Origin of the sequence: Spirillospora sp. NPDC047279 (assembly GCF_040643285.1) — a bacterium.
GTDB lineage: Bacteria > Actinomycetota > Actinomycetes > Streptosporangiales > Streptosporangiaceae > Spirillospora.
The window spans coordinates 33,602-44,884 of sequence record NZ_JBEYUA010000021.1 but is presented as its reverse complement, the minus strand read 5'-3'; the positions used below and the strand labels follow the sequence as shown (position 1 = coordinate 44,884).

The 11,283-nt window shown below is 71.7% G+C and carries 11 protein-coding genes; 5 read left to right on the top strand and 6 right to left on the bottom strand.

What is annotated here, in order from left to right:
* Positions 1-9 precede the first annotated feature (9 nt).
* Positions 10-1,017: a DUF389 domain-containing protein gene (locus ABZ810_RS39495; protein ID WP_358412030.1), complete on the bottom strand. Its 1,008-nt coding sequence runs from the start codon at positions 1,015-1,017 to the stop codon at positions 10-12.
* Positions 1,018-1,102: 85 nt separating this feature from the next.
* On the opposite strand from ABZ810_RS39495, the gene ABZ810_RS39490 reads away from it, so the two are divergent.
* Positions 1,103-1,789, top strand: a complete 687-nt coding sequence (locus ABZ810_RS39490; RefSeq protein WP_358412029.1) for an HNH endonuclease family protein — start codon at positions 1,103-1,105, stop codon at positions 1,787-1,789.
* Between the two features lie 20 nt (positions 1,790-1,809).
* On the top strand, positions 1,810-2,163 hold the full coding sequence (locus ABZ810_RS39485; protein ID WP_358412028.1) for a hypothetical protein: 354 nt from the start codon (positions 1,810-1,812) through the stop codon (positions 2,161-2,163).
* A 41-nt stretch (positions 2,164-2,204) separates the two neighbouring features.
* Here ABZ810_RS39485 and glmM read toward each other — a convergent pair whose 3' ends face one another.
* From glmM to rplM, 3 genes are all read right to left on the bottom strand, one after another.
* The gene (gene glmM, locus ABZ810_RS39480; RefSeq protein WP_358412027.1) at positions 2,205-3,554 is read right to left on the bottom strand and encodes a phosphoglucosamine mutase; all 1,350 of its coding nucleotides are present in this window, start codon (positions 3,552-3,554) and stop codon (positions 2,205-2,207) included.
* Between the two features lie 245 nt (positions 3,555-3,799).
* Entirely contained in the window at positions 3,800-4,315 is a 516-nt protein-coding gene (gene rpsI / locus ABZ810_RS39475) for a 30S ribosomal protein S9 (protein WP_358412026.1), read from the bottom strand.
* 256 nt (positions 4,316-4,571) lie between these two features.
* Positions 4,572-5,015, bottom strand: a complete 444-nt coding sequence (gene rplM / locus ABZ810_RS39470; protein WP_358412025.1) for a 50S ribosomal protein L13 — start codon at positions 5,013-5,015, stop codon at positions 4,572-4,574.
* Positions 5,016-5,528: 513 nt separating this feature from the next.
* Here rplM and ABZ810_RS39465 point away from each other — a divergent pair.
* The 3 genes from ABZ810_RS39465 to ABZ810_RS39455 all read left to right on the top strand — a co-directional run bounded on the left by ABZ810_RS39465 (position 5,529) and on the right by ABZ810_RS39455 (position 9,343).
* Positions 5,529-6,266, top strand: coding sequence for a CAP domain-containing protein (locus ABZ810_RS39465; protein WP_358412024.1), 738 nt, complete (start codon positions 5,529-5,531; stop codon positions 6,264-6,266).
* 287 nt (positions 6,267-6,553) lie between these two features.
* Positions 6,554-7,651 carry a hypothetical protein gene (locus ABZ810_RS39460; RefSeq protein WP_358412023.1) on the top strand — a complete coding sequence of 366 codons (1,098 nt, stop codon included), beginning with the start codon at positions 6,554-6,556 and terminating at the stop codon, positions 7,649-7,651.
* Between the two features lie 24 nt (positions 7,652-7,675).
* Positions 7,676-9,343 (top strand): hypothetical protein, encoded by a 1,668-nt coding sequence (locus ABZ810_RS39455; protein WP_358412022.1) that lies wholly within the window; start codon positions 7,676-7,678, stop codon positions 9,341-9,343.
* Positions 9,344-9,409: 66 nt separating this feature from the next.
* On the opposite strand, the gene truA is transcribed toward ABZ810_RS39455, so the two are convergent.
* Together truA and rplQ are read right to left on the bottom strand one after the other, a co-directional pair.
* Positions 9,410-10,273, bottom strand: coding sequence for a tRNA pseudouridine(38-40) synthase TruA (gene truA / locus ABZ810_RS39450; RefSeq protein ID WP_358412021.1), 864 nt, complete (start codon positions 10,271-10,273; stop codon positions 9,410-9,412).
* Between the two features lie 265 nt (positions 10,274-10,538).
* Positions 10,539-11,066, bottom strand: a complete 528-nt coding sequence (gene rplQ / locus ABZ810_RS39445; RefSeq protein ID WP_358412020.1) for a 50S ribosomal protein L17 — start codon at positions 11,064-11,066, stop codon at positions 10,539-10,541.
* Positions 11,067-11,283: the final 217 nt, after the last annotated feature.

Here is an 11,283-nt window from a genome sequence, read left to right as displayed (position 1 = left end):
CACGGCACCTCACCCTGAGGTTGTAGGCCCTGCGGCCACCCTCCCCCTCCTGCGGAGTACGGCGCGCCACACCGCGCGCTGCACGAGCAGCGTCACCACCCCGGCGATCAGCATGCCGAGGATGTTGACCCCGAGTTGCAGCAGCGAGCCGCGGATCTCGTCCAGGTGCCGCAACGCCAGGGCGACCGCCAGGTTGCCCGCGGCGGGCACGGTCGTGACGGAGATGAAGACCCCGACGAGGGCGGACGACTTGGCCGCGGTCAGCGAGAGCACCCCGGCCGCGCCGGCGAGCAGCGCCACGATGAACGACCAGCGGTCGGGGCTGTAGATGAACGCGGTCATCGGCCGGGGTTTGTCGAGCATGCCCTCCTGGATCACGCCGATCGCGTAGCTCACCTCGGCGCACACGTAGGTGACGACGATGGCGACCACGAAGCCGACGGCCAGGTTGCGAGTGGCCATCACCACCAGCCCCGGTTTCCAGAACGTCAGGCCGTAACACATGGCGGCGACCAGGGCGAACTCCGGGCCGAGCACCATCGCGCCGATGACCAGGATCGGCGAGTCGGTCAGCGCGGCGATCCCGGCGAGCTGCGTGGCCAGCGCGAGGAAGACGAGGAACGACCAGGTCAGCCGGGAGTTCTCGGTGACGTTGTGCTGGAGCTCCTCCCAGACGACGGCGTCGTCGCCGTGCCCGGGGGCGAGCTCTTCCGCCAGGTCGGACGCGTCGGACAGCGAGAGGTCGATCTGTTCGAGGGTGATGGCCCCGTCACGCTCGATCCCGAGGTCCTGGAGGGATTTAATGATCTCGTTGACGGCCTCGCGGGCGACGTCGGCGGTCACCAGGTCGCCCTTCGGTGACCGGGCGGCGCCGGGGATCACCACCACATTCGCCGCCCCGGGATTCTCGGCCAGCGCCTGGCACGCCTGCTCGGTACGGCCGGACGGCACGATCGCTCTCAGATGCAGCACGTTCCACATCGTGCCGTAGGCGACGCGCCGGGGAGGGAACGGCACGTTCTTGTCACCAAGCTCCTACTCTCAATTCGTTTGTTCTCGGCGAAGCGGGCATACCGCATCCAGGCGATCAGGTGGTGACGGTATGACGCGACGGCGGCTGACGGTCGGTGGCGGCAGGGCCGCCGCGGGAATCTGGCTCATCGCGGCGCTCTCCCTCTCGGGATGCGCCGGCGACATCGGCCTCACCGAGGCGTCTCCGAGCACGTCCGGCAGCAAACCGGCCGGGCGGAACGTCTCGCAGGCCCAGAAGGACCTCGACAAGCTGCGCGTCGCGGCCGAGTCGGACGGCGGCGGCTACGAGCGCGACCGCTTCGGCGTCCGCTGGAAGGACACCGACCACAACGGCTGCGACCAGCGCAACGACGTGCTGGCCCGCGACCTGCGGGAGGTGGACAGGCGCGGCGAGTGCGTGGTCGTCTCCGGCACGCTGAACGACCCGTACAGCGGCAAGCGCATCGCGTTCTCCAAGTCGGACGCCGCCGAGGTGCAGATCGACCACGTCTACCCGCTGGCGCTGGCCTGGCGGATGGGCGCGTCCCGGTGGACCGAGGACCGCCGCGAGAGGTTCGCCAACGACCACGGCAACCTGCTCGCGGTGTGGGGCGTGCCCAACCGCCAGAAGAGCGACTCGGGCCCCGGCGAATGGAAGCCGCACAAGGGTTACCAGTGCGCCTACGGCGTGAAGTACGTCGCCGTCGCCGCCGAATACGACCTCCCCGTCACCCGCTCGGACCGCCAGGCCCTGGAAGGCTTCCTCGCCCGCTGCTAGTCACGCATAAAGTGCACGGCATGAGCAACGACGCCAACGAGAAGGCCGCGGCCGACGGCCGGGCCGCCCAGAACGACGAAGCCGCGCCCGAGGCGGAGTCCACCGAGCTCCAGAAGGTCCGCACCGAACGCGGGGTCGGCGCCCGCGCCACCGGCGCCGAGGTGACGGGCGCCTCGGCCACCGGTCTCACCGTCCGCTTCGGCAACGCCTTCGGTTCGCTCGCGATCGGCTCGATGGCGCTCGGCGCCATCGCCATCGGCGCGGTCGCGATCGGCAGGCTGGTCGTGAAGAAGGCCGTCGTCGACCATCTCGAGGCCGGGACCGTCGAGATCAAGCACCTCAAGGTCGGCCGCCTCGAGATCCTCGACGACTGACCACGCGCCCGGGCGGGCGGCGACGCCCAGGGCGACGGCGCCTAGGCCGACGGCAGCGCCGTGCGGACGGTGTCCGCGAGGCGTTCGGCGACGGTCTGGGCGTGGTCGTGGGCGGCGGCCTCGACCATGACGCGGACCATGGGCTCGGTGCCGCTCGGCCGGATGAGGACACGGCCGGTGTCACCGAGCTCGGCCTCGGCCGCCGCCACGGCCTCGGCGAGCTCCGGAGAGGTCTTGGCGCGGGCCTTGTCGACGCCCTTGACGTTGATGAGCACCTGCGGCAGCCGGGTCATGACCTTGGCCAGCTCGTCCAGCGGACGGCCGCGGCGGGCCATCGTCGCGAGCAGGTGCAGGCCGGTCAGCACGCCGTCGCCGGTCGTGGCGTGATCGAGCATGATGACGTGGCCGGACTGCTCGCCGCCGAAGTTGAAGCCGCGCTCCTTCATGGCCTCCAGGACGTACCGGTCGCCGACCGCGGTCTCGACCACGGTGATCCCGGCCTCCCGCATGGCCAGCTTGAAGCCCAGGTTGGACATCACGGTGGCCACGACGGTGTCGTTCGCGAGCCGCCCCGACTCGCGCAGCTCGGTGGCGAGAATGGCCATGATCTGGTCGCCGTCGACCTCGTCGCCGGTGGCGGTCACGGCCAGGCAGCGGTCGGCGTCGCCGTCGTTGGCGATGCCCGCGTCCGCGCCGTGCGCGCGGACGGCCTCCCGCAGCGCCTCCAGGTGGGTGGAGCCGCACCCGGAGTTGATGTTGAGGCCGTCGGGCGCGGCGCCGATCGTGATGACCTCGGCGCCGGCGCGGCGCAGCGCCTCGGGGGCCACGTCGGAGGACGCGCCGTGCGCGCAGTCGACGACGACCCGCAGGCCATCGAGGGAGACCGGCAACGACGACAGCAGATGCGCGACGTACTGCTCGACCGCGCCGTGCGCGTCGCGGACCCGGCCGACGCCGGCGCCGGTCGGCGGATCCCAGTCCTGGCCGAGCGTGCTCTCGATGCGGTCCTCGATGTGGTCGGCCAGCTTGTAGCCGCTGCGGTCGAAGAACTTGAGGCCGTTGTCGGGCGCCGCGTTGTGCGAGGCCGACAACATCACGCCGAGATCGGCGTCCAGCGTGTGCGTGAGGTACGCGACGGCCGGGGTCGGCAGGACGCCCAGCGTCAGCACGTCCACGCCGGCGCTCGCCAGCCCGGCGACCACCGCCGCCTCCAGGAACTCACCGGAGGCACGGGGATCACGTCCGACGACCGCCACCGGCCGGTGGCCCTTGAACGCGCCGGCCTCGCCCAGCACCCGCGCCGCGGCGACCGACAGGTCCATCGCGAGCGGTGCGGTGAGGTCGCGGTTGGCGAGCCCGCGTACACCATCGGTTCCGAAGAGACGACCCACAGTTCAACTCCCAGAAAGGCAAAAGACCGCGCGGGAGAGGCGAGGGTCACCCGCCTCCCGCTCCGCGCGGTCAAATCTAGTGGGGAAAGTCCGGATGAGCCCGGAACGCCACCGCCCGGCAAGGCGCGATGGGAACGTTCCGGGGGCCTGGAGGACGTCCTCCGGGCGAAACGCGAACGAGCCGCCGCGCCCGCTTCGATCGTCCATCGAGGATCGAGGGGTGCGGCGGCTCGTGTCGGAGGCGATCAGCGCTTGCTGTACTGCGGCGCCTTGCGGGCCTTCTTGAGACCGGCCTTCTTACGCTCCGGAACGCGCGCGTCACGGGTGAGGAAGCCGGCCTTCTTCAGCGCCGGGCGGTGCTCGATGTTGGCGAACTGCAGGGCACGCGAGATGCCCAGGCGCAGGGCGCCGGCCTGGCCGGTGGTGCCACCGCCGCCGACGCGGACGATGACGTCGAACTGGCCCTCGAGGCCGAGCAGCACGAACGGCTCGTTCACGGTCTGCTGCTGGACCTTGTTGGGGAAGTACTGCTCGAGGGTGCGGCCGTTGATGGTCCACTTGCCGGTGCCCGGGGCGATCCGGACGCGGGCGATGGCCTGCTTGCGGCGGCCGGTGCCGGCGGCGGGGCCGGTCGCGACCGGCTGGGCCAGGAACGAGGCGTCAGAGGCCTCGGGGCTCTCGGTGGAGTACTCGGACGGCGTGTCCTCGTACGAGTCGAGCTCGACGCCCTCGGGCGTCTCGGTGCCGGTGGACTCGTCCACGGTTCTCCTCTTGGGTGTTCTGGCCAGGGCGGCTGGCCCGGTCGGTCCTCGGGTGCCCCGGCGGCCTCTCCAATGGTGAAGCGACCGACCCGCTCTCCGGCGTGCCGCCGGATCCGCGGTGTACTGCTGTCATGAGGTGCTGTTCTCATGAGGTACTGCTCTCATGAGGTACTGTTCTCATGAGGTGCTGCGGTCATGAGGTGCTGCTGTCAGCGGTACTGCTCTCAGAGCCGTACCGCTCTCAGATCAGCGGGAGCTACTGCTTGATCTGGGTGATCTCGAACGGGACCGGCTTCTGCGCCTGGTGCGGGTGCTCCGGACCGGCGTAGACCTTGACCTTGCCGAACATCTGCCGGCCGAGGGAGTTCTTGGGCAGCATGCCCTTGATCGCCTTCTCGACGGCCTTCTCCGGGCTCTTGGCCATGAGGTCGCCGTAGGACACCGAGCGCAGACCGCCCGGGTAGCCGGAGTGCCGGTAGGCGCGCTTCTGCTCGAGCTTGTTGCCCGACAGCGCCACCTTGCCGGCGTTGATGATCACGACGAAGTCGCCGGTGTCGAGGTGCGGCGCGTAGATCGGCTTGTGCTTGCCCCGAAGCAGCTGCGCGACCTGACTGGCGAGCCGCCCCAGCACGACATCGGTCGCGTCGATGACGTGCCACTGACGCTGCACATCAGCGGGCTTAGGGGTGTACGTGCGCACGGTCGTAAGCCTTCGTTTCTTGTCGACTTCTGAGCGGAATCCTGCTCGCGCCGATCAGAGGATGGTCCGACCTGGCGCTCCGGGAGGCCGGGGCCCGTCTCGCGCTTGGCACGCAGGGCACACCGACACATACAACGAACTGGCAGAATACCCAGCCGCGCGGGCATGGGTCAAAGCGGAACGTTGTGGCAGTCTCCCAGCCACTCTCCAGTATGCCCCATGCGGCCGGATGCCCGGGACTCAACCCGATCCGGAGGGTGACCGGGCCCCCTTAATGGAGCGTCCTTAAGTGGTGATCTTCTGATTTGAGCTCCTTATAAGGATAAGGTTCGGCCGACCGGATCCGCCGCCGGCCCCGCGCCGGCCAGCCTCCCGGGAGCCCCGCTGCCTTCCCCTCGCCATTCAGCAGGACCGTCAGGACGCCGTACGGGCCACCGGCGCGCCGGTGGCCGGGCGAGGCGTCCGCGGTCCTCGGGGCGTCCGGAGCGTCCGGGACGTTCGCGGGCCAGGAGTGTGGTCGCCGTCACCCTGGCGGCCGCCGCCGCGACCCTCGCCATCGGCACGGGAGTCGCGCTCGACCGGCTCGTCCTCCCCGAGCTGCGCTCGGAGGCCGCGTCCACGACCGGCGCGACCGGGACCGCTGGGCGGCGAGGCCCGTCCGGGACGGGTTTCGACACCTCGGGCGGCACGCCCGTCCAGAAGACCTCCAGCACGCCCAAGACCCCGAACGACGGCGGCGCTCCGAGCGCGTCGCAGCAGCCGCCCTCCCTCAAGCCGCTCCGCGGCCGCGCGCAGCCGTCCGCCTCCCCGTCCTCCTCCTCTTCCCCCTCCGCGGCGCGGACGCCCGGGGACGCCACCCCGCCCCCGTCGCCGGCCGCCGCCGAGAGCACCGTGGTGCGCCTCACCAACAAGGAGCGGACCAAGGCGGGCTGCCCGGCGCTGCGCACCGACAAGCGCCTGACGACCGCCGCCCGCGAGCACTCGGCCGACATGGCCGCCAACGACTACTTCGACCACACCTCACGCGCCGGCGAGACCCCCTGGGAACGCATGGAGGACGCCGGCTATCCCAGCCCCGGCGCCGAGAACATCGCCAAGGGCTACCTGACCGCCGAGGCCGTGGTGGAGGGGTGGATGAAGAGCCCCGGACACCGCGCCAACATCCTCAACTGCAGGCTCCGCGCGATCGGCGTCGGCATGGTCGAGGGGTCCGGCGGACCCTGGTGGACGCAGGACTTCGGCTGGCAGTAGACCGCCCTGTGGCGGCGGTCACGACCTTCGGCAAACGACCGGCACCCGTTTGACCCCCATGTCATGGTGGGTGTTCAGAAGGTCCAGAGCCCTGCTAAAGGAACGGTATGGTCCAAGCCATGGGTTATCCGGGCGATGAAGGCAAACCCGACGGCTGGCCTCCCGCGAAGCCGTCGCAAGCGCCGTACGGCTCCGGACCTGAACGACCCGAACCGTACGGCCAGGACAGGAACGAGGCCCCCTTCTCTCCGCGCGGCGGGGAGCCGAACGAGGGGCCGGGCGGCGGAATGTACGCCCCCTACGACTCCGGCGGCGGCCAGGACGAGTGGTCGGCCGCCGTGCCGCCGCGCGGCGAAGGCCCGGGCGCGAGCACCGCACAGTTCTCCAGCGAAGGCTTCGACCGTGACCGCGGCGGCCCCGGCTCGGGCCCCGGCGGCGGGCCGGGCTACGGCTCCCCCGAATACGGCGGCCCTGAATACGGCGGCCCTGAATACGGCGGCCCTGAATACGGCGGGCCCGAGTACGGCGACGACCGCTTCGGCGGCGACGATCGTTTCGGCGGCCCCCCGGACGGGTTCGACGGCCGTGGCCTGCCGCCGGGTGGCGGCAGCGGCCCGCTCCCCCCGCGGGAACGCCGCTCCAACCTCCCCCTGATCATCGGCGGCGCGGCGGTGGCCGGGCTCGTCCTCGTCGGCGGCGGATTCGCCGCCTCGGCGATGCTCAAGGACGACGAGCCGAAGAAGCCTGCCGCCGCCGGCGGCAGCGCCTCCCCCCAGCAGACGGCCGCGGCCACGCCCTCCCCCACGCAGACCCCGCTGACCCCGGTCAAGCTCAAGAGCCGCACCACCGACCCCAGCCCGCTGACCCTCAACGAGGCGTTCGGCAAGAAGTCGTTCAGCGCACGTTCCAGCGCGGGCACCACCAAGTACGTGCGCACCGGCTGGAAGTCGCAGCGCGGCTGCACCGGCGTCGTCAACGGGGCGAGGCTGAGCAAGGTCCTCAAGAGCGGCAGCTGCTCGCAGACCCTGCGGGCCACGTTCGCCCGGACCGACGGCGTGCTGATCGGCACCGTCGGCGTCCTGAACCTCAAGACCGAGGCCGCCGCCAAGCAGGCCGAACGTGCCGCCACCGCCAAGGACGCCTACCTCCAGCCGATCGCCGGCACCGGCGTCACCAAGAACATCGGCAAGGGCGAGGCCCTCGGCACCGCCGAGGTGCACGGCCACTACCTGGTGATGACCTGGGTGCAGCGGCCGGACGGCAAGAAGATCGCGTCCAAGTACCACGGCCTGGTCTCCACGTTCGGACAGCAGGTCATCCGAGGGAGCAACCTGACCTTTGCCCTCACATACCGGGAAACCGAAGGCAAACCCTTCCGAAAGTGACCGCGGCTAATACGCTGTTCCACTATGTCTGGACCTGAAGAGACCCGGGACTCCGCCGAGGAGGCGGGGACGCCTGCCGTTCCCACCGCCCCGGCGCCGCCCAGTTTCGGGCAGGTCGCTCCCGCCGAACCCGGCGCCGACGACGAGCCCGAGGGCCCGTCGAGCGCGATCGGGTTCTCCCCGTTCGGCCTCGAGAAGCCGTGGTGGGCCACGGACTCCGACGAGCCGGACGCCTCCGTCAACGTCGCGCGCACCGAGGACCCGCCCGGACGCGCCGAGGACGAGGACGACGCCGACGACGCCCCGGTCGCCGGCACGGACAGCGAGCGTCCCGTCCCCCCGCCACCGACCAACCTCGACAGGCTCGTCGCCGGTCAGGGCGCCATCATCATCGACACCCGCGGGGCCGTGCCCCCGGAGTCGGTCGTCATGCCCGCCAGCCCGCCCGACCTCGCCGACACCGACCCGAACGGCATCCCCGCCGTCCGGCCCGAGCCCGAGCCCGACGTCCGGCCCGCCACCGCGGAGGAACGGGACACCGACCCGGCTCCTGCCTCCGCCCCTGACCAGGCCACCGGCTCCGAACCCGAGCCGAAGCAGCCCGAAGCCGAAAAGCAGCCCGAGGCCGAGAAGCAGCCCGAAGCCGGGAAGCGGGCCGAAGCCGCCGCGCCGATGTTCATGGCGGCTCCGGTCCTGATGCCGGACGCGATCCTGCCGCCGGGGGTCACCCCGCCGAACGACGGCTCGGCTGCGCCCGCCCGGCCCGAGGCGGACGACACCACGACGGGCGAGGACGAGCCGACCGGCCCGACCGTCATCACGCCGGTCTACCACGCCGAGGGCGGCCTCCCGATCGACTCCGGGCAGCCCTGGGCCGAGGAGGGAAGTGGACCGCTCCCGCCGACCTCGCCGTTCAGCTTCTCCCAGCAGCCCGGCGACCAGGCCCCGCCCCCGGGCCCGCCCGCGGCCCCGGCTCCGTCCTCCCCCATGGGCGGCGGCAAGCGGAAGCCACTGATCATCGTCGGCGGCGTCGCGGGCGTCCTGCTCGTCATGGCCGCCGCGTTCGCGCTGATCGGCGGGTCCGGCGACGAGGGCAAGGCCGCCGCGCCGACGACGTCGCCCACGCAAGAGGCCGCACCACCCAAGCCGAGCCCCACCGCGGCGAATCCGCCGCCGGTCGACATCTCCAGCGAGAAGACCGACCCCAAGCCCCTCGCGCTCGCCGAGGCCTACCCGGCGGCGACGGTCAGCGTGGGCGGGCGCCAGTACGTCCGCGACCGCTCGTCGGTCAACCACCAGTGCGCGCTCGCCGCCCGCGGCGCGATGGCGCAGGCCCTGGCGCGGGCGAACTGCCGGAGCGTGGTCCGGGTCACCTACCTCGACCGCGGGACGGGACTCGCCGTCACCACCGGCATCGCGAGCCTGCCGACCAAGGACGCCGCCCTCAAGGTCGGCGCGGCCGGCTCCCCCGCCCGGTACGAGTGGTTCCGCGGCATGGCGGGGCGCCGCTCCCAGGGCATGGACCAGGCGGGCGGCTACGCGCTGAGCACCGTGCGAGGCCGCTACGTGATCTACGCGTACGCGCAGTACGGCGACGGCCGGCGGCCCAAGCCGGGCGACGTCACGCTCCGGAACGCGGCCAAGCAGTTCGTGGACTTCAGCGTCCGCCCGATCCAGGCCCGCGCCACCTGACCGCCCGCGCCACCTGACCGCCCCTCGAGACCCGAGCGCCCCGAGCGCCTGCGGGGTGCGGCGGGGCTAGTCGCTCGCGGCGGCGTTGCTCGCGGCGGCGTTGCTCGTGGCGTTGAGGGTGCGCACCCGGCGGGTCTCCTGGGCCCGCTGGGCCAGGCCCTCGTCCTCCGGATAGGAGATCTCCTCCAGCGACAGCCCGTGCGCGGGCGCGACGTTCACCGCGGAGTCGCGGACACGGGCGGCCAGCACCTCCGACGGCCACTCGACCTCGCGCCGGCCGTCGCCGACCATCAGCAGCGCGCCGACCAGCGCGCGCACCATGGAGTGGCAGAACGCGTCGGCCTTCACGGTCGCCGCGGCGACGTACTCGGCCTCGCGCACCCACTCGTACTTCAGCAACCTCCGGATGCTGGTCGCGCCCTCGCGCTTGCGGCAGTACGCGGCGAAGTCGTGCTCGCCGAGCAGCAGGGCCGTCGCCTCGTTCATCCGCTCGAGGTTGAGCGGGCGCGGGTGCCACAACACGTCGTGGCGGCGCAGCGGCTCGACGCCCACCGGGTCGTCGCACACGCGGTAGACGTACCGCCGGGACAACGCCGAGAAGCGCGCGTCGAAACCCTCGGGAGCCGTCGAGACCCTGCGGACCCGGACGTCGGGCGGCAGCAGCCCGGCCAGGCGGCGCGGCATCGTGCCGTTGATCGGGGAGTACGCGGCGACCGGGACGACCAGGTGCGCGACCTGACCGCGCGCGTGCACGCCGGCGTCCGTGCGGCCCGCGACGGTGAGCATCGGAGGCGGGTCGAGGCGCAGCAGCCGTGCCAGCGCGTCCTCGATCACTCCCTGCACGGTCCGCTGCCCGGGCTGGCGGGCCCAGCCCGCGAAATCCGACCCGTCGTAGCTGATGTCGAGCCGGAGCCGTACCAGCGCGGTCATGGCAGCGTCCTCCGAGGGGACGTCCCCCCGCCGGGACGACCGGCGATCCTCGCTCCGCTGCGGTCACCGGTCATCGGGGTTCCTTACCCATCGCTTGCGGACTGCTCGGCCGAGCATCCGGTATCTGCTCCCTCGCGAATCGTCGCACCCCTGACCTGACCATGGGATTCAGTCTGGCAAAGATCGGGCCCGCCGTCCCGTTTCCGGTACGGCGGGCCCTCACGTTTCGTCGGCGAAAACGCCGTTCAGGAGGTCGAACGGCTCCTTACTTGCCGTCCTCGGCCTTCTCGGCGTCGGTCGCCTCGTCGGCGTCGTCGGCCTTGGCGTCGACCGTGTCGTCGGCCGGAGCCTCGTCCTTGGTCGTGTCGACCTTCTCCTCGGCCGGAGCGGCCTTGGTGGCCGGCGCGGCCTTGGTGGTGGACGTGGAGGCGCTCAGCTCCTCCTGCACCAGCTCGATGACCGCCATGGGGGCGTTGTCGCCCTTGCGCGGACCGAGCTTGGTGATGCGGGTGTAGCCGCCGGGGCGGTTTTCGAACTTCGGCGCGATCTCGGTGAAGAGCTCGTGCAGAACGCTCTTGTCGCGGATCGTCTTGGCCACGAGGCGACGGTTGTGCAGGTCGCCCTTCTTGGCCTTGGTGATCAGCTTCTCCGCCAGCGGGCGGACCCGCCGTGCCTTGGCCTCGGTCGTGGTGATGCGGCCGTGCTCGAAGAGAGCCGTGGCCAGGTTGGCCAGGATCAGCTTCTGGTGCGCGGCGCCGCCACCGAGGCGGGCGCCCTTGGTGGGCTGAGGCATCGTTTCTTCCTTCCTGCACCGGCCGTGTGAGGTACCGGTGTCAGCTCAGTTCCGCGCCGGCCGTGTGAGGTACCGGCGTCAGCCGTACCCGCCGCGACCGGAGGTCCCGATCGCGGCAGGCCTGCGAACTACGTCGTGCCAGGTGGTGCTCAGTACTGGTCAGTACTGGTCTGGGGGGCGACCCCCAGACCCCCGCAACGTACCGAGCGACGATCCT

Excerpts from the sequence above, each read along its gene's own strand:
- ABZ810_RS39490 (WP_358412029.1), top strand. The coding sequence starts at position 1,103 with ATGACGCGACGGCGGCTGACGGTCGGTGGCGGCAGGGCCGCCGCGGGA.
- ABZ810_RS39485 (WP_358412028.1), top strand. The coding sequence starts at position 1,810 with ATGAGCAACGACGCCAACGAGAAGGCCGCGGCCGACGGCCGGGCCGCC.
- ABZ810_RS39460 (WP_358412023.1), top strand. The coding sequence starts at position 6,554 with ATGTACGCCCCCTACGACTCCGGCGGCGGCCAGGACGAGTGGTCGGCC.
- ABZ810_RS39455 (WP_358412022.1), top strand. The coding sequence starts at position 7,676 with ATGTCTGGACCTGAAGAGACCCGGGACTCCGCCGAGGAGGCGGGGACG.
- truA (WP_358412021.1), bottom strand. The coding sequence starts at position 10,273 with ATGACCGCGCTGGTACGGCTCCGGCTCGACATCAGCTACGACGGGTCG.
- rplQ (WP_358412020.1), bottom strand. The coding sequence starts at position 11,066 with ATGCCTCAGCCCACCAAGGGCGCCCGCCTCGGTGGCGGCGCCGCGCAC.